Origin of the sequence: Archangium sp. (assembly GCF_036277355.1) — a bacterium.
Classification (GTDB): Bacteria; Myxococcota; Myxococcia; order Myxococcales; family Myxococcaceae; genus Archangium.
In genome coordinates this window covers 85,102-105,185 of sequence record NZ_DASUNC010000037.1, presented here as the reverse complement: position 1 = coordinate 105,185, position 20,084 = coordinate 85,102, and the positions used below count along the sequence as shown (strand labels likewise).

Here is a 20,084-nt window from a genome sequence, read left to right as displayed (position 1 = left end):
GACTCCTGGGAGATGGCCCCAGCTCCCTGGGGCACCTCACACCCGAGCCAGCGCCCGGTCGCTCGCTAGCCCGGCGACGGCTGAGCCTCCGGGGCCCGGGGCATGACCACTTGGAGGACCAGGGCCAGGACGACCACCAGCGCGCAGCCAATCACGTTGAACCAGAGGTAGCCGATCGCGCTGAACATGAAGAGGGCGATCACCGTCGTCTGCGAGACGAGCGCGGCGAAGAAGACGGCGTGGCCGCGGACGTGCTTGAAGAAGAAGGCCACCAGGAAGATGCCCAGCACCGTCCCGTAGAAGATGGAGCCGAGGATGTTGACCGCCTGGATGAGGTTGTCGAGCAGCGACGCGAAGCTCGCGAAGCCCACCGCGACCAGGCCCCAGAAGACGGTGAACAGCTTGGAGGCCACGAGCACCTGGCGATCCGACGCATCAGGGCGCACGAGCCGCCGGTAGAAATCGACCGTGGTCGTCGCACCGAGGGCGTTGAGCTCGCTGGCGATGGAGCTCATGGCCGCCGCCAGGATGACGGTGATGAGCAGCCCCACGAGCCCACTGGGCATCCAGTCCTTCACGAACGAGATGAAGATGTAGTCCGAGTCCTTGGTCTCCGTGCCCGGCAGCGCGCGAGCCACCACGGCCTTCGCCTCCTTGCGGACCGAGTCGGCCGTCTTCGCGGCGGCCCGGAGCCGCTCGCGCGCACTGTCCACGGCGGACGCATCACCGGCCTCGCGCGCGGCCAGGTAGCGGTCGGCCTCGGCGCGCTTGTCGGCCTGCACCTGAGCCCACTTCTGCTCGATGGCGGCGAACTCGCCCGCCTGCGCGGTCGCCTGTACCTTCGCGCGCAGCGGCTGGTTGAAGAGCAGCGGCGGCGCGTTGAACTGGTAGAACACGAAGACCAGGAGCCCGACGAAGAGGATGAGGAACTGCATCGGGATCTTCAGAACGCCGTTGAACAGCAGCCCGAGCCGGCTCTCCGCGATGGAGCGGCCCGTCAGGTAGCGGCCCACCTGGGACTGGTCCGTACCGAAGTACGACAGCGCCAGGAAGAACCCACCGGTGAGCCCGGACCAGATGTTGTAACGGTCCTGCATGTCGAGATCGAAGCTGACCACGTTCATGCGGCCGAGCGCTCCGGCGACATCCACGGCGCGGCCGAAGGACACGTGCTCGGGCAGCCGCCAGACGATGACGATGGCGGCCACGACCATGCCCCCGAGCATCACCACCATCTGCTGCTTCTGCGTCTGGCTGACGGCCTTGGAGCCACCCGTCACCGTGTAGACGATGACGAGCGCGCCAATGCCCACGATGGTCGGCTCGAGCGGCCAGCCGAGGACGGCCGAGAGGATGATGGCGGGCGCGTAGATGGTGATGCCGGACGCCAGCCCGCGCTGGACGAGGAAGAGGAAGGCGCCGAACAGGCGGGTCTTCAGATCGAAGCGCGACTCCAGGTACTCGTAGGCGGTGAGGACGTTCAGCCGGTAGTAGATGGGGATGAAGATGGCGCTGATGAGCACCATCGCGATCGGCATGCCGAAGTAGAACTGCACGAAGCGCATCCCGTCCTCGTAGGCTTGGCCCGGGACGGAGAGGAACGTGATGGCGCTGGCCTGCGTGGCCATGACGGACAGGCCGATGGTGGGCCAGCGCAAGTCCTGGGTGCCGCGCAGGAAGCCCTCGGCGGTGTTGCTCTCGCCGCGCGTGCGCCAGAGCCCCCAACCCACGATGGATGCCGTCGTCCCGATGAGGACCAGCCAGTCGAGCAGTGTCACGAATAGGCCCGGGTGAGCGCCCAGAACAGGGCGATGAAGAAGGCAAGAGTGCCCAGCACGACGAGGTAGATGTTGCGCCAGGACCCGAGCAGGGGTGGCGCGTCGTCGAGCTCGGGCCGCTGCGCGCGGGCCGGGGCCGTTTCAGGGGATTTCGAGGCGTCTGTCATTGGGCGAGGAGGTTCGCGAGCAGGCGGTAGGCACCGGGCACGCCCGCGGGAAGCTGGCGGAAGAACGCGATGCCCGTGTAGACGAAGGTTCCCTTGCCGTGACGGGCGACGAGGAGTCCACCCCGGAGCGGCTCCTCCCCCGGGTCGTTCATCGCGAACACGGGCTTGTAGCGCTCGTCCCACTTCGAGGCGAAGTAGAGCCCGCGCTCCTGGACCCAGCCCTCGAAGTCGGCGGCCGTGAGGCGGTTGGGTCCCTTCAGCAGCGGGAGGTTGGGATCCACGGGCGTCATCGCCGCGGTCTCGTCCGTCACGCGATCGCGGCCGAGCTCCAGGGGATAGGGCCCGAGCGAGGCGTTGAGCGGGCCCACGCGGCTGTTGGTGTTGTACTGCACGATGAGCCGCCCGCCCTGCTCCACGTAGCGCATGAGCCGCTCGTGGTGGAGGGCGAGGCGCTGATTGGCATTGAAGGCACGCACCCCGACCACGATGGCCTCGAAGCCCTCGAGCTTCTCGGAGGCCAGGCGCTCCTCGGGCAGCAGCGTCACCTCATAGCCAACGGCCGCGAGACTCTCCGCCACGCGGTCACCCGGGCCGGGGATGTAACCGATCCGCCGCACCTTCGTGGCCAGGGCGAAGGGCACCAGGGCCGCCTCGGAGGGCTGGCGCACGGTCTGCGGTGGAATGTGCTCGTGCGTCACCGAGCGGACCCGCCACGACTCGGAGCGGCCTCCGCTGTCGACGATGACCCGCAGCCGGCCCCGCTCGCTCGCGCCCTTGGGCGGAGTCACCTGGAAGCGGACCGTGCGCTCATCTCCGCGCGCGGCGAGCTTGAAGGGCACCTCGGCGGGTTCGGCACGCCAGCCCGCCGGAACCTCGAGCCGGACCTTCCCTTCCGCATCGGCCCGGCCCGCGGCCAGCACCACCGACACGGCCTGGGCCGCGCCGTTGGGGAACATCAGCACCTCCCGGTCGAGCGTCGCCGTGATGGCCGGGGCGATCTCGAACGCGCGGTACAGCTCGCCCCGCACCGGATCCGTCCACACGTAGACCACCGGCCGGACCACGGAGAAGCGCTTGCCGCCCACCTCGTAGAGGAAGGTCACCGACATCGCGGGCTCACCCTCGGGCCTGCCCACGAGCGCGCGGTCCTGCTCCTCCAGCGCATAGAGGCCACCGGCGACGGGCTTGCGCAGCCAGTAGGGCGTGGAGATGCGGGCCGTCTCCGGAATCGCCACCGTCCTGGACAGCTTGAACGGCTTGTTGCCGGCCAGCTCGGTACCGGCGGCCACGGACTCGCCGCCCGGCAGGGTCACGCCCACCAGCCGGAACGCCGCGGGCGAGCGGTTCAGCGCCACCAGGTTCAACGCCACCTGGCTGCCCGGCACGGCCATCGCCTCCGCCGCACGCGCCTCGAGGAACAGGCCCGCGCACGCGGCCATGAGCTCCTCGGTCTCCCGCAGCTTGAGGGCCTTCCACGGGTTGCTGTCCGGCAGCGCCGAGAGCGCCTCGTGGACGCGCAGGAGCGCCGGAACGCTCTTGTGGGGCGCGCGCGCATCGAACCCGTTCACCGCCTCGTCGATGGTCCGGACGACCTGCTCCGTGCCGCCCCACCGCCGCCACGACAGCTCGAGCCCCTCGAAGACATCGGACTTCGGCTGCGTTCCGGCCAGGGGCTTGAAGTACTCCAGCTGCGTTCCACGATCGGCCGGCACGCCGAAGCCCTGGCTCTTGTGCTGGCTGCGGCTCTCCGCGGAGATCTCCCCCCACGAGCGCCCCAGGAGCGGATCGTATCCGCCCACGTCGAGCTTGAGGTAGGCGGACATGTCCGCGTCCGGCTTCAAGTTCCACGTGGACACGTTGTTCAACAGCCGGTCGGCCTTCCACGGCTTCACCTCCGCGAGCTGCTCGGGGAAGCGCTTCGGGTCGGCCGCCGCGGTGAAGGCCTCCTCCGCCAGCAGGGCCGACGCGGTGTGCTGCCCGTGGTTCGGCGGCTGGGTGGTGAAGCGCGTGATGATCACCTCCGGCTGGAAGCGGCGGATGGCGAGCACCACATCGGCCAGCACCTGCTCCCGGTCCCAGATGCGCAGCGTCTCCTCGGCGCTCTTCGAGTAACCGAAGTCCCTCGCCCGCGTGAAGAACTGCTCGGCGCCGTCGATGCGCCGCGCCGCGAGCAGCTCGTACGTGCGGATGAGCCCGAGCAGCTCATCCTGCTCGGTGCCGATGAGGTTCTGCCCGCCATCGCCACGGGTCAGCGAGAGGTAGCCCGCGCGAAATCCACGCTCACCGGCGAGATAGGCCAGCAGCCGCGTGTTCTCGTCGTCGGGGTGGGCCGCCACGTACAGCACGCTCCCCGTGACGCCGAGGCGCCGGAGGTCCGCCGCGAGCTCTCCCGCATGGGGTTGCCGGGGCGCTTGCGCGAGTGAAACCGACGAGAGTCCGAGGCTCATGGCCACTGCCATTCCGAAGATCACCAGGGTCCGCATTCCGGGCGGACCCTAACAAGGAACGCCACCCCGAGGGTGTGAGGAATCCTTCGGGAATTCCCGATGCGGGTCCGTGTTACAAGCCGCCCGTGGCCTCCTCCTTCTCCGCCTCCTGGCTGCGCGGTGATCCGCGAGCCCTCGAATTCCTCTCCGACCGCTTCCGGCACCGGAGCGCCCGCGCCGAAGCCGTGGCCGCCGCGGCCTCCCGCCCCATGGCTCCGGCGATTCATGACGTGCTGGTGGCTCGCAACGCGCGCCTCGCGCCGAGCCCCGCCCGCGAGAAGAACCTGGAGCTGCTCGCCCGTCCCGGCACGACCGCCGTGGTGACCGGTCAGCAGGTCGGGCTCTTCCTGGGGCCGCTCTTCACGGTCTACAAGGCCGCCTCCGCCATCGTCGCCGCGCGCGCCCTCGCGGAGGAGACCGGCCGGCCCTGTGTCCCCGTCTTCTGGCTGCAGACCGAGGACCACGACCTTCCCGAGATCGATCACTGCTTCGTTCCGCGCTCCGCTGGCGGGCCCCTGCGCCTGGCCCTGGAGCTGCCCGATGCCGCTACCTCGCGTGTTCCGGTGGCCCACCGCCACCTGGGTCCGAGCATCACCGGTGCGCTCGCGGCCCTGCGCGCCGAGCTGGGCGGCAATCCCCACGCGGACGAGCACCTGTCCCTGCTCGAGCGCGCCTACCGCCCCGAGGCAACGTTGGCGGAGGCCTTCGCCGACGTGCTCTCGGCGCTCTTCGCGGAGGAGGGGCTCGTGTTCCTCGACCCGCGAGACCCGCGCCTCGCGCCGCTCGCCGCGCCCATCCACCGCCGTGCCATCGAGGAGGCCGCGCCCATCTGTAGCAAGCTCGCCGAGCGGGGCCATGCCCTCGCCCAGGCGGGCTTCTCCGAGCAGGTCCACATCCGTCCGGGCGCGCCGCTGAACTTCTTCTCTCCCGACGGTACCGAGGGTGCGCGCTACCGGCTCGATCCCTCCACCACTCCAGGCTCCTGGAGCCTCGTGGGCCACCCCGAGGGCGCCTCGGTGACGACGGCCGGGCTCCGCTCCTGGCTGGAACGCGAGCCGCTGCGCTTCACGACGTCGGCGCTGCTGCGGCCCATCCTCCAGGACTCCTGGCTTCCCACGGCGGCCTACGTCGGCGGGCCGGGGGAGATCGCCTACTTCGCGCAGCTCGCGCCCCTGTATGCGCACGCGGGCCTGCCGATGCCGCTCATCGTGCCGCGCGCCCGGTTCCGGGTGATCGACGATCGCGCACGCCGCCTGCTCGACACGCTCGGCCTCGCACCGGATGACGCGAACGCCCCGCGTGACGAGCTGCTGGCCCGCCTCGCCGCCCGCGACGGCGGAGAAGCCTTCGAGACACCCGAGGCCGTCGAGGCCCGCCTCCTGAGCGCCTTCGCCTCCGAGCTCGCGCGCCTCGGCGAGCGCATGGCCGCCATCGACCCGGCCTTCGCCCAGGCCATCACCCGCACCGACAAGACCGTCCGCCGGGGCGTCTCGCGCCTCGCGGCCCGGTACGGCCGCACCATCACGCAGCGGGATCAGACCACCCTCGAGCGCGTGGAGCGCCTGCGGGGCTACCTCGCTCCGGACGGCGCGCCCCAGGAGCGCATCCACGCCCTGCCCTACTACGCGAGCCGACTCGGCTCCCACGCCTTCACGCGGCTCGTGCTGGAGGCCTGTGAGCCCTTCTCGGGCAACCTGAAGGACCTGAAGCCGTGACCTCGGCCCGCACTCCCATGAGCGACCGTCTCAACCTGGCCATCACCTGCTTTCCCACCTTTGGAGGCAGCGGCCTGGTCGCGACCGAGATCGGTCTGGCCATGGCGGAGCGCGGCCACCGTGTCCACTTCATCGCGCGCGATCTGCCGGTGCGGCTGCATGGCATGACGCGCAAGGTGCTCTTCCACGAGGTGACGGAGAGCGACTACCCGGCGCTCGCCCACTCGGGGACGTACCCGCTGGCGCTCGCCTCGAAGATGATCGAGGTCGCGAGCTACGAGCACCTGGACATCCTGCACGTCCACTACGCGGTGCCCCATGCCACGGCGGCCTGGATGGCGCGCGAGGTGCTGGGGAACAAGGCGCCGCGCATCGTGACGACGCTCCACGGCACGGACACCACGCTCGTGGGCACGGACCCCACCTACCTGCCCATCACGCGCTTCTCCATCCTGCGCAGCGACGCGGTGACCACGCCCTCGGAGTTCCTGCGGCGCGCCACCTGGGAGGGCTTCGGCATCCCGGAGACCTTCCCCATCGACGTCATCCCCAACTTCGTCGACACGGAGCGCTACTGGCCGGCGCGCGACCGGACCCACCTGCGCCAGCTCTTCCCCGGCCTGACGGAGAACGAGCCCGTGCTCATCCACGTCTCGAACTTCCGGCCGGTGAAGCGCATCGGCGACGTGGTGTCCGTCTTCGCGGCCGTCCAGAGCAGGCGCCCCTGCCGGCTGGTGATGATCGGTGACGGCCCCGAGCGCTCTCCCGCCGAGCGCAGGGTGCGGGAGCTCGGGCTGGAGGACCGCGTGGCGTTCCTGGGCAAGCAGGAGAGCTTCGTGGAGATCCTCGCCGCGGCGGACGTCTTCCTCCTGCCGAGTGAACAGGAGAGCTTCGGGCTCGCGGCGCTCGAGGCCCTGAGCTGCGGCATCCCGGTGGTGGCGAGCAACATCGGCGGCATCCCGGAGCAGGTGGAGCACGGGACGACGGGCTACCTCGCGCCGGTGGGCGACGTGGAGGCCATGGCCAGCCACGTGCTCGAACTGGTCCGCGAGCCCGAGCACTGGCGGGGTTTTTCCCGCCGTGCCCGGGAGAACGTCCTGATGCGCTTCCAGCTCGGGCCGGCGATCGATCGCTACGAGGCGCTCTATCGCCGGCTGCTGGCTGGAACCGCCCGGTGACTACTTCTTGCCCTTCCAGTCCTGGAGGGCCTTGGCGACCTGATCCTTGAAGAAGAAGTTCTGGTCCTTCTGGCCCAGGTCCCAGGCCGTCTGCGCGAACTTGCGGGCCTCGGCGTACTTGCCCGTGCGCGCCAGGATGTCGGCCTTGATCCAGTTGTTGTACCAGTGCGACTGGATGGCCAGCGAGTCATCCGCGTAGCCGAGCGCGGTGTTGTAGTCCTTGGACGTGTCGGCCACATAGCGGGCCGCGTTGGCCAGGGAGCGCCACGCACCGTTCACCGTGGCCTGGATGTTGGCCTGGGCGTACGCCGCCGTGTCGGTCTTGACGGGCACCGAGACGCGCAGCGTGCCCCACTCGAGGTCGAGCGAGGTCTGGTCCTCGGTGGTGTTGGAGAAGAGGAACGTCATGCGCTCGCGGTTGGGAGCCTCGGCGGGGGTCGCGGAGACGCGGACGACGTCGTCCTTCTGGTCATAGGCCTTGCCACCGCCGAACAGGCCGAGCTCCTTGTTCAGCACCACCGTCCACTCCTTCTCGGCGGGGATGGTGACGAGGGAGTAGGTGCCCGCGGGGACGGGCTTGCCGCCGAAGGTCACATCCCGGCTGAAGGAGATCTTCGTGGCCATGTTGGCGCCGGTGCGCCACACCTGCCCGAAGGGGACGAGCTCGCCCCAGAGCTTGCGCCCCTTCACGGCGGGGCTGGAATAGTCGACGGAGATCTCGGTCAGACCCACGTCCTGAGACACCTTGGCCGACGGGCTCGCGGCGGGCAGCTGGAGCTGCGCCGAGGCGGGCAGCGCGGTGAGGGCCACGACAACAGCGACAACGCACCCAAGAAGCTTCTTCATCGTCCTCACTTGGTCCTTTCGCTCAGGGAAGGCGGATGAGCGGGTGGACTCTATAGATCGGCCCTCACGCCGTCAGCACCCGTTTGACCAGCTCCGGCGGGCTGCCCACGCGCATCCGGGGAGGAGCCGCGAGCCCCTCAGCGCCTGCGCCAGCTCATCACCCGCGCGAGGAACACGGTGCCGAAGACGAGCACCGTGAAGGCCGCCGTGTAGCCGAGGAAGATGAGCCAGCCGGTGGTGGTGCCGGGGATGCCCACCGAGGGACTCATCTCCTGGAACTGCGCTCCGGAGAAGAAGCCGCACGCGAGGCTCACCGGCAGGAAGACGAACACCAGGATGCCCACCATCCGGTCGAACTGGTCCCGCTTGTACTGGTCCAGCTCCGCGGCCTGGTCCTTCATGGCCTCCACCGTCTCCTGCAATCCGTGCAGCGAGTGCCAGGCGAGGTAGCGCGCGTTGATGTCCGGATCCTCGCTCACGCGCGTGTGCCACAGGGAGTTGGTGAAGAGCATCACGTCCGAGCGGACGCTGCGCGCCGGCCGCAGGCTCTGCCAGCGCGAGGTGCGGTAGCGCTGCTCCACCTCGGCCATGCGCCGGCTGGTCTCGAAGGCCGAGTAGCGCTGGCCGATCGTCAGCAGGAAGAGGAGGAAGTCGCGGTCGCACGCGAGCGGTCCGCGCTCCTCCTCCTCGATGAGGAAGTCGATCCGGGCGCCGCCCGTCGAGGTCAGCCAGTGCTCCGTCTCGCCCGCCGCGTCCCGGAGCACCCGGCGGCTCTCCGACGCGGCCTCGGACGGCAGCTTCTCCAGCGTGGGCTCCGTGCCCGTGGCGAGCGCGTAGAAGAGCCCCTGCATGGAGCGCGAGTCATCGAGCATCGACGAGCGGCCGCGGGAAATCCGATAACCGCCGTAGACGAGCCAGCGCTCCGGGCCCAGCGGCGCGAGCCAGGGCGGCAGGCCCCGCAGGGGCTCGAGCTCCCACAGCTCCTTGCTCTCCACGAGCGCCGCCTGCTCGCGGGCGAGCTCGTACAGCGAGGTGTCCGCCGCCCGGGGCCGTTCGATCCACACGACGACGAGCCGGTTCGGGTAGACGGAGACGCGGACGGTGTGGCCGTCGGTGGGCTTCTCGTAGTGCAGCACGTCCGCCTCGGGGGTGGCGCCGAGGAAGGAGTGCACCACCGCGGGGTGGAAGGCCGAGCCCTGGTTGGAGAGATCGCACCGGCGGAAGCCTCGGGACACGAGCTCCACGTCGGGCGCCGGTCCCCGCCACAGGAAGGGCCGGGCGAACACGGTGTGGGCCTTGAGGACGTGGACGTGGCGGCCGACGTTGAAGCGGCTCCAGATGGCCTCCCACAGCTCGCGGCGCGACTGCCGGGTGCCCGAGTAGGGGCCCGCCACCATCGTCGAGCGGCCAATCGGGCTGGCATAGCCATCCGAGTACCACGGGTCCGAGTAGTCATTGGGCTGGCGCTCGAAGCGCCGGGCCCCCCGGGCCCGAGGGCTCCCATCCGGCAGCCGCTCTCCCTCGAGCTCATCCAGGTAACCCGCGAGGTTGGCGAGCGTCCCCGCGCGCTCGGGGGTGAGCGAGAAGGCATGCCAGGGCTTGGACTGGTCCGGCCGCGAGATGTGGATGGCCATGAAGTCGAAACCCTGGCCGTAGTGGGTGTTCTCGGTGTCGGTGCGCGCGAGGAGCCGCAGGACGGTGACGTCCTGGAAGGAGGACAGGAAGAGCGCGTCCACGCGCCGCACGGCTCCGTTGTCCTCGTCACCGAGCGGGATGTCGAGCTGCACGCGCTGGGACCGCGACAGCTCGGCGCGGTAGAGGCGCTCGTCGGCCTTGAGCCGGCGGGAGATGGCCGGGGGGATGAGCGAATCGGGCAGCTTCGTCAGCTCCACGGAGAGCCGGCCGCGATCCACCACGGTGGCCAGGAGCTCCAGCAGCTCGCGGGTGGGACGATCCGTCTCCGAGGGCCACAGGTTCAGCGCGGCGTAGAACACCGTGCCCAGGGCGCGCTCGTAGTCTCCCACCGTCTCGGTGTGGCCCTGCTCCCACTCGCCCACGTAGTCGACGAGGGCCTCGACGCCCTCGGGCCAGGAACCGTGGAGCAGCCGGTACATGGCCAGCAACGTGGCGCAGAGCACGTCCAGGGTGGGCTCGTGGACGCGCAGGGTGAGGGGGCCGAACGAGCCCTCGGGCTGCCCCTTCCTCAACTCCTGGGAGAAGGCGTCGAGCTCCTCGGCGGACAGGAGGACGGCGCCCGTGGTGGAGCGCACCGAGCGCCGCATCCACTGGGGCAACTTCCACGCCAGCATGCGGGGATGGGGCGGCAGGGACTCGCCGCGCGAGCCCACGCTGAAGAAGAGCTCACGCGGTCCCGGCTCCACGCCGGGCGCGGGCTTCTCGGCGAGCCACACCACCTGCTCGCCCAGCAGCACCTCCACCACCTGTCGCAACTTCGAATCCATGGGAGGCACCTTATAGGCGCATCCCGGGTCATTCGTCAGGGGATCCGTCCCCGGCGGCGAGCGGTGCCCGTCAGCGCGAGCAACAGCAGGAGCTGGACGGGGGCGGAGGCGCCGGGCATCGCGCTGCAACCCATGTTTCCCTCTCCTGGGTTGGGAGGGGGCACGCTCCCGGGTACCTGCCGGAGTTGGAAGCGGCGGGGCTCCGACCACTCCCCCGCTCCGTCCGTGGCCGAAACGGCACGAACCCTCCAGGCATAGGCCCTGCCCTGCTCGAGCCGCGCGCCGTCGAGGGTGAAGAAGGTACTCCCGTCCCGGCCCTCCTCGATGCCCTGCAGGGAGTGCACCACCTCGCCGCCCGCCATGACATCGAGCAGCTCGAAGTCATAGGTGAACGGGGCGTCTCCGGCATGCGGAACGTTCCGCACGATGAAGGTCAGGGACCTGGGCCCGGCGGGCGCATCCCCCTCCGGCTCCAGCAGTTGGGGCGCCGTGAGAGCGCTCTGCTTGTTGCGCACATTGAGCGTGAACTGTGCCGTGCCCGTCCCTCCCCGGCCATCCGAGACACTGATCTTCACGATGGAGAAGTAGCCCCACGCGCACGCCGGGGGAGTCCAGCGGATCATCCCCGTGGAGGAATCGATCGTCATCCCCAAGGGATACTGCGTCAACGAGAAGGAGAGCGGATCCCCATTGGGATCCGAGGCGGAGAGCTGAAGCGAGTACTGCGTACCGCAGTAGGCCGTCTGGGTGGTGGTGATGGGATTGATCGTGGGCGGCTGGTTCTGCGTGATGACCTGCACCACCACCTGCGCCTGCGCGTCGGTGTGGCTGTCCATGTCGCGCACCCGGACCCGCGCCGTGAAGGTGCCGCCCTGCGTGTACGTGTACCGGGCCGTGGGAGCAGCCGTCTCCGCCTCGAAGATCCCATCCCCATTGAAGTCCCACGCGTAACCGCTCACCGGGTCGGTGGTGCCGTCCTCGGCCCCCGTCGTGGCGGAGACCGTGAAGTCCACCACCAGGGGCGCGCTTCCACTCGACGGAGTAGCCGAGAACGAGAGGACCCTCGGGCTGACATCCGCGACGGTGACGGCCGTCCACTGGACCTGCGAGGCCTCGCCGGACCGGCCGGTGACCCGGAGGGCCACCTTGTAGTCACCCTGGCTGGCGTAATCACAGGTGTGGATGACGAGCCCCTGCGGAGCATCGAGGTCCTCCTGCTCGGGCACGAAGTCCACCCCGTCGTAGTGGCAGCTCCACTCGACCTTCCAGGGACCATCCTCCGCGTTGGCCACGCGGAAGGAGGCCTGGACGGAGACGAGGCTCCCCTCCTTCGGGCTGCCGCTCGTGATGACAGGGGTGGTGACCACCGGCACGTTCGGAGAAGTCTCCGGTGGGATCGTCTTGAACAGGAGGGAGGTGCCATCCGCCAGGCGGGGCTCCAGGTAGCTGAACTGCTGGACGGCCGTGGGCAGCAGCTGGATGCCCACCGTGGCGCTCCCGCCGTTGTCGAGCTCCGGGTAGTCCGCGTCCCCGTAGAACACCTGGGCATAGTTGAACGCGATGTCCGAGCTGTTCTCGAAGAACACCACCTGGAACTTGAGGGGTTGGACCGGGAAGATGGGAGAGATGGCCACGTCGCGCCACTCGATGACGAACCTCCGGTGCGGCGCGGTGCCAAGGGTCTCGTGGTACAGGCCCGAGGGCTCGACACCCGGCACCTCCAGGTTCTGCCAGAGGGGAAGGATGGCCGTCTGGAAGAAGGTGGAGGGCAGGGCCGTGTTGGCCGAGGCGGACGGAACGGGAGCGAAGGCGATGTAGCCGTTGCTGTTCACGTAGAGCGTGGTGAACCCATCGGACACATCCGCGAAGCGGATGGGAAAGGGCGCGGAGATGACGCTGGTCGTCTCGTCGGAGGCCCCGTCGACGCGGACGTTCGCCTCGGTCATGGTCTCGTAGGAGAACGGCCGTGTCTCCGCGGGAACGTAGTGGTTGAGCACATCCACGGTGAGCGACTCGCCCCCGGGGAAGGTGAGCGTGTACGTGCCCGGCTGCTCCGGGGTGAACTCTCCCGAGTAGAGGCCATCACCCGCCGCCAGGTCCCCTCCCCCGCCCTCATCATGAAGGGAGACCACCGTCTCCGCGCTCCCCGCGACGCGCACGGAGACATCCCCCGCGGGCACGGCGCAGCGGATGTTCAACACGGAGAGGGGGAGCGGAAACCCGACGACCGTGGCCACCCGGCCGGACGTCACCATGGGCGCCAGCCGTTGGGTGAGGGTCTGGTTCTCGCAATTCAATGCACCCGTGCCCCCGGGCCCCCAGGCGCGCAGACGCCGGCCCGTCATCGTGAATCCCGACAGGCTGGCAATGGGCTGCGCCCCGGCCTGCAGCAGGTTCTTGATGGCCCTCCAGTCCCGGGTGGGATCCTGCGCCGCGAGCAGGCCGGCCACGCCCACGACGTACGGGGAGGCCATGGAGGTGCCATTGAAGCTGCGATAGGCATTGCCCGGCACCGTGCTGAGGATGTCCACGCCCGGAGCGCCCAGGTGCACGGTGTGCGGGCCGTAGCTCGACAAACTCCACCGCGCATCCTTCCGGTCCGTGGCCGCGACCACGAGCATGTTCGGCAACTGGTGTTTGGCGGGCCAGCTCTCCGCGGTGTCGATGTTGGCGTTGACGTTGCCCGCGGCCGCCACGAACAGCATCCCCGCCTCCTGGTGCTTCAGGATGGCCGTGCGCATGAGCTCCGAGTTGCAGGTGCGGGACCGGCAGCTCCAGGAGTTGTTGGTGGCGATGATGTTGACCGGGTTCTTCGCGCGCTGCTTCAGGCGCAACAGGTAGTCCATGCACTTGAGCGCGTTCGCCTCCGTCCCGTTGCCCGCCTTGTCGAGGAACTTGCAGGCGATGATTTTCGCGTTCCAGTTGACGCCAGCGATTCCCTGCCCGTTGTTGCCCACCGCGCCCAGGATGCCCGCCACGTGCGTCCCGTGGTTGCCGTCGTCCATGGGATCGCCCGTGCCGGTGATGGCGTTGATGCCATGCACGTCGTCCACATAGCCATTGCCGTCATCATCGAGCCCGTTGCCCGGAATCTCCCCGGGATTGGTCCACACATTGGGCGCCAGGTCCGGATGGTTGTAGTCGAGGCCACTGTCGATCACCGCCAGGACGACCTCGTTGCTGCCCTGCGTGAGGCTCCAGGCCTCGGTGGCGCCGATGTCCGCTCCCGCGACGCCCGCGTCCTGTCCCGTGTTCTTCAGGCCCCAGAGGCTTCCGAAGAGCGAATCATCCGGGACCACCGGAGCCACGCTGTCGCTGGAGTAGACGGCGTTGTACCCGGCGGACAGCACGCGCGGATCCGCCCGGTAGGCCTCGAGGGCCCGCTCCAGGTCCGTCCCCTCGGGCAGCCGGATGACCTGCAGGCCCGGCAGGGACGCGTAGGAATGGACGACCTTCGCACCCCACCTGGCGTGGAGCGAGGACGGCTCGCCCGTGCGGGACGGCGCCCGGAAACGCACCAGGAGCTCCCCCTCCACATACCGCTTCTCTCCGGTCCCGCCCGGGAGCACGGGCTCCGGGGAAACACCGCCGGGCGTCTGCCCACACCCCTGAAGCACGAGCACCAGCACGGCCAGCCCCACGAGGCCCGCCGCGGGCATCCCCTGCCCCTTGCGAACGCTGTCCATCATTGACGGTGTTCCTTCCTCACTCCACGTCCCGCTACGAGAAGGCCCGGCCCCCGCGCGATGCGGAGGACCGGGCCCACACCCCTGCCTTCGTCAGTGAGCGCCGCTCGGCTTGAAGAGCGGCGTCGTCCAGAAGTTCAGCAGCCGCTGCATCTCGCACTTGCGGCGCCACAGGTCGTTGTACTGACGCGTCTCGCCATCCACCGGATCCGTGGGCGAGATGTAGTACAGCGGCTTGGACACGTCACTGGCGTTCGGCATGAGCGAGTCGGAGCCGGAGGCCGCGAGGAAGCCAGACAGCTGGGTCATCTGGTTGATGCCACGCGGAGCGACATGGAAGTTGCTCGTCCCCGTCTCGGCGTAATGGCAACCACCGCACGTCTGCAGGGCGAACGAGTGCCGGGTCGCCGTCTTGAAGCTGCCACCATTCGGCTCGTAGGCGCCCTGCGCCATGGAGGACAGATCCCAGACGAGCTGCTGTCCCAGCGCGCCCTTGGACCGCGAGGCTCCGCCAACCATGTGCGCCGGCAGGGTGGCGAGATCCTCCTGGTCGATGAGGGACGCGTTGTTGAGGAGGTAGTCATCCAGGTTCGTGCCCATGTAGGCGGGATCCGTCTGCTCCTCGCCCCCCCGGTTGTACCGGCTGTCGGGCGTCAGCTTGACGGTGTCCGGCCGCAGAACACAGACACCCGAGGAGCAGTCACGCACCTGCTCACGCAACTCCCACGCCCGGTTCGCGAGCGACGCCGTGTCGAACTCGATCTCGTTGGTGCGCACCTGGCTGATGGCCGAGCCACCGGGGATCCACGACGGATCATAGGTGGTCACCAGGTCCGTGAGCTGCTGCAACGCGCCGTTGTAGGACTCACCGAACGGGTAGTTGGCCAGCTGGTGCCAGTAATAGGCCCAATCGAAGGTGTTCAGGTGCTGGGTGAGCTTGTACTCGAAGATGACCGTGCCCTTCATGGCGCCGTTGTTGCTGGCCGCGTCGCTGAGCTTGTTGAGATCCACGAAGCCGAAGACGAAGCGCATCTCGCCAGGGCTGGCGGAGCCATACGCATTCCCGCTCAGGTCGATGCGGTTGATGATGGCCAGCAGCCGGAAGGGCGCCTGGTTGAAATCGAGCGTGCACGGCCCGGTCGTCGCACAGCCACTCTTGGCCCGCCAGGTGTTGATGAGCCGGGTGGTGATACCGCCCCGGGCGGCCACCTGATGGCCGTTGACGACCTGGGTGGTCTGCCACGTGCTGAGCCAGTTCAGCACGAACTCCGAGGTTCCCACCGCGTCCTTGTTCCCGGCGATCTGCGACATGAGATAGCCAAAGGACCACTTGCCCCTGGAGCTCGGCGAAGCACAGCCCGTGCCGTTGAACTGGGTGCGGCAGGAATCGTTCACGACGGTGAGATCCCGGACCACCAATTCCTTGTCCATGTTGATGACAGGCGTGGTGAACGGACAGGCCGGCAGCACCTTCTGACCGAGCGTCCCGAGCTCGGACGGATTCTTCCCTGCCCCGGGCGCGCTCTCGCCCCCACAGCCGGCCAACACACCCAGACCCGCGGCCATGCTCAACAACGACTTGCTCCAGGACGCCTTCATGTCGGACTCCCTCCCAAATGAATGGACATACCCCTGCCCTCCCGGACGAGAGCCGAGGGGTGCTGCGACTGCCACGGCATCGGCAACGGCTGACAGCGTATGGCGGGGGGAATGGGTGACGGCCCTTCCTGGGGGTCGGAAGTCACGGGCCGTCAACCCGAACCATGGGGCTCCAAATACACTGAACACCCTGGGTGAAGTCAAGACAAGATCTGTAAAAGCCGCGTTACCCGCAATTCCTCATTGAATGTAAAATTTCACACGGGCATTCAACGCTGACACCAGGATTGACCCTGCGGATCCTTGCAGCCCTCCAGCACCCAACGGGCGATGAGCGCGCGGAGCTCGCGAGGAAGCTCCACGCCGGCCATGGGCATACCAGGCTGCGCGGCGGCGAGCCCGTGCTCCGCTTCCAGCGCACGGCTCTCCAACCGGCGCCAGAACTCCGTGCCGGACTTGCGCCGCAGGTAGGCCTTGAGCCCCTCCGCGTCCGCGGTGAAGGCGGCGATGGCCCGGGGGCTCGTCGCGTGACAGTGGACGCACGTGGCATCCCGGAAGAAGGGCCCCCACAGGTAGCTCACCAGGGCGGGAGGCACCGGGCCTCTCGCGGCCGAGTCCTCGGGCTTCAGCCGCGACACGCGCGCATCCAGCTCCCGCTCCGCCACGGCCCGCTTCTCGCCGAACAGCCGGTACAACAGCTCCGCTTCCTGGAGTGAGAGGGGAACCACGGGCATGGTGCGCGCCCCGCGGGGGGAGGAGGCCTTGCCATGGGCATACGCATGCAGCCACTCGGCGGTGTAGAGCCCCAACGCCACGTCGCTCCGGCCCGCCACGGGGCTCGGGCCGCCATGGCAGGTGACGCAACGGGCCGTCCACAGCGCCTCGGCCTGCCGCCGCTCCTCGTCCGAGAGCGTCGCGGTGGCCTCGGGCCGGGCCGGCGCCTTCACGCCCAGCAGCCGGGCCACGGCCTTCAGCTCCCGGGCCGTCAGGGACGGATAGGCCATCATCCGGGGCGCCCGGCTGCCCTGCGAGGGCGAGAGGCTGGCCGGGCGCTTCAGGAAGTCCGCCAGGCGCGTCCAGGACACGCGGGACACGCCCCCCGCCGCGGGCTCGAGGCTCTCCGGGGCATTCATGTAGGCCAGCGGGGAGGTGGCCATGCGCGCCAGCTTCTCGTCGCGCACGGGCACGGCGTAGTAGCGGCGATCCTTCACCCCCTTCGCGCCCAGCGCGGCCACCTCGTTCAGCTCCGCGTGGCAGCCATAGCACTGACTGTCATTCCACCTGCCCAGGCCGGTGGGAAAGCGGGACTGCGGCTCGACGCGCCGGGAGGTGTGGCACCCCGTGCACTCCGTCTCCACGGGAGCACCCGCCCCCGCCGCCGCGGCCGTCCCCACCCCCAGGCAGAGCAGGAGCGCCCATCTCATGGCGAGCCTCCGGACGGGGCGATGATCCGCACCCGCGAGGCGTCTCCTTGCACTCCGGTGGCCAGCCCCTGGACCACGGCGGAGAAGTCCTCGGCCGAGGCCTCGGAGGGCGTCTCCTTGCACTTCACGTACGCATCCACCAGGACGTAGCCGGAGACCTCCCACCCGGAAGCCGTATCCCCCTGGGGTGGCAGCCGCTGGAGGATGCAGGCCCGCTCCTGCTGCCTGCGCGCGTCCACTCCATTGCCATTTCCCCCGGGCTCGGTACAGGCCACCAGCCAGCCCCAACCCACGACGACCCAGATGCTCTTCGACATGCGCTGAAACTCCAGCACCGGAAGCGGCCATGGCATCAGCCCTGGCCACTCCCGGTTTCAGGTGATGAAAGACGAAGGGCGCTCCTACAGCCCGAACTGCAACACCAGCGGCTCCGGGGTGCAGACGTACTGCGGCTGGCTGGCCGTGGCCGGGGACATCACGGCCGTCTGCGCGGTCAGATCCATCACGAAGGACTTCGCGTACACCTCCCAGCCCACCTGGGGATCCGGCGTGCCGAAGAGCGAGGGGCTGAGCACGGCCAGCCGCGCGGACTCGTAGAGCACGTTCCAGCTGTTGCCGGTCACCTCGGCGGCGGTGTTGGTCGTCAGGACGCCATCGGTGGTGAGCCGCTGGTTGATCTCCGGCACCTTCACCTGCGGGCTGGACTCGTCGCAGAGCGGAACGCTGCCCTGCAGCGTCATCACCGGGCCCGCGGCGATCATCGCCCTCACATCCGCCTCCTCCTCGGGCAGGAAGTAGAGGCTCAGCTTGCAGATGATGGGATAGGTACCGGGCAGGGCGGCCGGCTTGAAACCATCCGGCATGTGGGCGAGCCGATCCTTGATGGCCTGCGTCGGCTCACACGCACCGTACGTGGGGACGGCGAGCTGCTTCGCGTCCGTGATGGCATTGGCGGTGAGGAAGTTGTTGTACTGGGTCACGGGCCGGTGCGCCGTGGGCCACAGGTTGATGATCATGCGGCGGAAATCGCCCAGGGCGGTGGAGGAGGTGGGGGCCACCTGCTCGTACCGCGTGTAGAAGATGGGGCCGCGGTTCGTCCCCAGGGTGGGAACGAAGACCATGTCGGGACCGTGGAGGGTCCGCGCGTAGTCGAGCTGCTGGGCCTCGGCTCGCGGCGCCACGAGCGCGAACAGGCCGAGCAGGGCAAGGGGAAGGTGGGTATGGATGCGCATGGAATGAAGGGCGTGTGAGGGAAAGAGAAGAGCGGGAGGCCCTCTGGAAGAGCCTCCCGCCCCTGTCACTTCACGTCTGGATTACGGGTTCTCCTGGCCGAGCAGCGCCACGCAGCCCGGGTCGGCCATGTTCCACGTCACGCGGCCGCTCTCGAAGCCGCCCATGAGGCAGGAGATGTTGAGCGTGGTGGAGGCGGTCACGTCCGTGGGGCCCGGGTTGTACGTGACGTTGATGACCTCGTTCTTGCTCATCATCAGCTTCTCGTAGTTGGCGCGCAGGGTGAAGATGGCCGAGCGCTCGTCGGACACCTGGCCGTTCACCGGCGTGGTGTACTTGCGCACCTCGTTGAACAGCTCGTCCTTCACCTGGCGCTCCACGGCGTTCACCACGTTGACGAAGTTGGCGTCATTCGGCGCGGTGGGGACCCAGACGCCGTTCACGAGGTACTCGATGCGGATGCCGCACTCGGCCTCCTTGTTGCACTGCACCACGCGCTGGAAGAAGGCCTTCACCTCCACGTCCAGACAGGAGTTGAGGTGGATGGAGGCGTAGCTGCTGGCCTGCTCGAAGAGCGTCTGCCAGTTCACGTGCAGGCGGGCCTGGCGGGTGAGGTTGCTGGTCTTGATCTCCCAGTCCACCTTCGCGGTGATCAGGTTATCCCACTGGCCGCCGAACGTCATCACATCCCGCAGACCCTGGACGTAGTCGGGCAGGGTGGTGGCCTGGAAGGAGATGTCCTGGGCCACGACGCTGCCGCTGTTCACGCCCGTGGACGCGAACTTGTACATCACGTTGGTGTCCAGGGCGTACGGCTCGTCCGGGTTCTGGCGGGTGAAGCAGTTGGGGACCTGCACCGTCCGGGGAACGCCGTTGACGATGATCTCGATGCTCTCCTTGGTGCAGCTCACGTCGATGCGGCCATCTACCTCATAGCCGGTGATCAGGAACTTGCTCTTGGCCTTGGAGGCCGGCGCCGGGGCAACGTAGAGCCCCTTGGAGGCGGCCTCGTTCTGCAGCCGCTGCAGCTCGCCCAGGTAGCTGGTGGTGGAGAGCGTACCGCCCAGGCGGCTCAGCTCGAGGCCCGCCCAGAAGCCGAACGTCGGATAGAAGGCGGAGATGTTGAAGCGCGGGATGGGGCTGGTGCTCGCCGCCGAGTCCACGGCAACTCCGCCACGGCGCGGCACGTAGTAGATGAGGAACGGATCATCCGTGTCCCCCATCAGCGTGAAGTTCTCCTGCACCAGGGCGGAGAAATTCTGCGCCACGGGACGGGCGGCGGGCGACATCGGCGCCGCCTGCGCCTGGCCAAGGGACGCAACGGAAGCAACGACCACAGCGGCGTGCATCAATGACTTCTTCATGGTGTGAACCATTCCTTTCTCAGACAACTCATGGGGTGCGGCTCGAAGGAAGCACCTCTCCCGTCAGGTCCATGTGTTCACGGACCCGTGACATTCACCCGGCGTCCCAGTGCGCCCGTGACAGAAGACACACGGGTGCCCGGCACGCC

General features: G+C 68.7%; 13 protein-coding genes. 2 read left to right on the top strand and 11 right to left on the bottom strand.

Annotated elements, in window-relative coordinates; all coding sequences use genetic code 11:
* Nucleotides 1-65 precede the first annotated feature (65 nt).
* Genes VFZ09_RS09365 through VFZ09_RS09355 form a run of 3 tightly spaced genes read right to left on the bottom strand, consistent with a single transcriptional unit; the run spans nucleotide 66 to nucleotide 4,392 of the window.
* The gene (locus tag VFZ09_RS09365; protein ID WP_329727164.1) at nucleotides 66-1,778 is read right to left on the bottom strand and encodes a sodium:solute symporter; all 1,713 of its coding nucleotides are present in this window, start codon (nucleotides 1,776-1,778) and stop codon (nucleotides 66-68) included.
* Nucleotides 1,775-1,945 (bottom strand): hypothetical protein, encoded by a 171-nt coding sequence (locus tag VFZ09_RS09360; protein WP_329727163.1) that lies wholly within the window; start codon nucleotides 1,943-1,945, stop codon nucleotides 1,775-1,777. The genes VFZ09_RS09365 and VFZ09_RS09360 overlap by 4 nt, the downstream gene beginning before the upstream one ends.
* Nucleotides 1,942-4,392 (bottom strand): PIG-L family deacetylase, encoded by a 2,451-nt coding sequence (locus VFZ09_RS09355; RefSeq protein WP_414640684.1) that lies wholly within the window; start codon nucleotides 4,390-4,392, stop codon nucleotides 1,942-1,944. The genes VFZ09_RS09360 and VFZ09_RS09355 overlap by 4 nt, the downstream gene beginning before the upstream one ends.
* A gap of 125 nt (nucleotides 4,393-4,517) precedes the next feature.
* Between VFZ09_RS09355 and bshC the strand changes: the two genes are divergently transcribed.
* Both bshC and bshA read left to right on the top strand, forming a co-directional pair.
* Nucleotides 4,518-6,146 (top strand): bacillithiol biosynthesis cysteine-adding enzyme BshC, encoded by a 1,629-nt coding sequence (bshC, locus tag VFZ09_RS09350; protein WP_329727161.1) that lies wholly within the window; start codon nucleotides 4,518-4,520, stop codon nucleotides 6,144-6,146.
* Between the two features lie 17 nt (nucleotides 6,147-6,163).
* Entirely contained in the window at nucleotides 6,164-7,324 is a 1,161-nt protein-coding gene (gene bshA / locus VFZ09_RS09345; RefSeq protein ID WP_329727160.1) for an N-acetyl-alpha-D-glucosaminyl L-malate synthase BshA, read from the top strand.
* Here bshA and VFZ09_RS09340 read toward each other — a convergent pair whose 3' ends face one another.
* The 8 genes from VFZ09_RS09340 to VFZ09_RS09305 form a co-directional block, all read right to left on the bottom strand.
* Nucleotides 7,325-8,170, bottom strand: a complete 846-nt coding sequence (locus tag VFZ09_RS09340; RefSeq protein WP_329727159.1) for a DUF2911 domain-containing protein — start codon at nucleotides 8,168-8,170, stop codon at nucleotides 7,325-7,327.
* A gap of 137 nt (nucleotides 8,171-8,307) precedes the next feature.
* A complete protein-coding gene (locus VFZ09_RS09335) occupies nucleotides 8,308-10,632 on the bottom strand; it encodes a hypothetical protein (RefSeq protein WP_329727158.1) in 2,325 nt (774 codons plus the stop codon).
* Nucleotides 10,633-10,667: 35 nt separating this feature from the next.
* Entirely contained in the window at nucleotides 10,668-14,321 is a 3,654-nt protein-coding gene (locus VFZ09_RS09330; RefSeq protein WP_329727157.1) for a S8 family peptidase, read from the bottom strand.
* Between the two features lie 90 nt (nucleotides 14,322-14,411).
* The gene (locus VFZ09_RS09325) at nucleotides 14,412-15,917 is read right to left on the bottom strand and encodes a hypothetical protein (protein ID WP_329727156.1); all 1,506 of its coding nucleotides are present in this window, start codon (nucleotides 15,915-15,917) and stop codon (nucleotides 14,412-14,414) included.
* Nucleotides 15,918-16,186: 269 nt separating this feature from the next.
* The gene (locus VFZ09_RS09320; RefSeq protein ID WP_329727155.1) at nucleotides 16,187-17,341 is read right to left on the bottom strand and encodes a hypothetical protein; all 1,155 of its coding nucleotides are present in this window, start codon (nucleotides 17,339-17,341) and stop codon (nucleotides 16,187-16,189) included.
* Entirely contained in the window at nucleotides 17,338-17,658 is a 321-nt protein-coding gene (locus VFZ09_RS09315) for a hypothetical protein (RefSeq protein ID WP_329727154.1), read from the bottom strand. The genes VFZ09_RS09320 and VFZ09_RS09315 overlap by 4 nt, the downstream gene beginning before the upstream one ends.
* Nucleotides 17,659-17,742: 84 nt before the next feature.
* Nucleotides 17,743-18,573, bottom strand: a complete 831-nt coding sequence (locus VFZ09_RS09310; RefSeq protein WP_329727153.1) for a hypothetical protein — start codon at nucleotides 18,571-18,573, stop codon at nucleotides 17,743-17,745.
* 81 nt (nucleotides 18,574-18,654) lie between these two features.
* On the bottom strand, nucleotides 18,655-19,935 hold the full coding sequence (locus tag VFZ09_RS09305; protein ID WP_329727152.1) for a hypothetical protein: 1,281 nt from the start codon (nucleotides 19,933-19,935) through the stop codon (nucleotides 18,655-18,657).
* Between the last annotated feature and the right edge of the window lie 149 nt (nucleotides 19,936-20,084).

Excerpts from the sequence above, each read along its gene's own strand:
- VFZ09_RS09360 (WP_329727163.1), bottom strand. The coding sequence starts at position 1,945 with ATGACAGACGCCTCGAAATCCCCTGAAACGGCCCCGGCCCGCGCGCAG.
- VFZ09_RS09355 (WP_414640684.1), bottom strand. The coding sequence starts at position 4,392 with ATGAGCCTCGGACTCTCGTCGGTTTCACTCGCGCAAGCGCCCCGGCAA.
- bshA (WP_329727160.1), top strand. The coding sequence starts at position 6,164 with ATGAGCGACCGTCTCAACCTGGCCATCACCTGCTTTCCCACCTTTGGA.
- VFZ09_RS09340 (WP_329727159.1), bottom strand. The coding sequence starts at position 8,170 with ATGAAGAAGCTTCTTGGGTGCGTTGTCGCTGTTGTCGTGGCCCTCACC.
- VFZ09_RS09335 (WP_329727158.1), bottom strand. The coding sequence starts at position 10,632 with ATGGATTCGAAGTTGCGACAGGTGGTGGAGGTGCTGCTGGGCGAGCAG.
- VFZ09_RS09330 (WP_329727157.1), bottom strand. The coding sequence starts at position 14,321 with ATGATGGACAGCGTTCGCAAGGGGCAGGGGATGCCCGCGGCGGGCCTC.
- VFZ09_RS09325 (WP_329727156.1), bottom strand. The coding sequence starts at position 15,917 with ATGAAGGCGTCCTGGAGCAAGTCGTTGTTGAGCATGGCCGCGGGTCTG.
- VFZ09_RS09320 (WP_329727155.1), bottom strand. The coding sequence starts at position 17,341 with ATGAGATGGGCGCTCCTGCTCTGCCTGGGGGTGGGGACGGCCGCGGCG.
- VFZ09_RS09315 (WP_329727154.1), bottom strand. The coding sequence starts at position 17,658 with ATGTCGAAGAGCATCTGGGTCGTCGTGGGTTGGGGCTGGCTGGTGGCC.
- VFZ09_RS09310 (WP_329727153.1), bottom strand. The coding sequence starts at position 18,573 with ATGCGCATCCATACCCACCTTCCCCTTGCCCTGCTCGGCCTGTTCGCG.
- VFZ09_RS09305 (WP_329727152.1), bottom strand. The coding sequence starts at position 19,935 with ATGAAGAAGTCATTGATGCACGCCGCTGTGGTCGTTGCTTCCGTTGCG.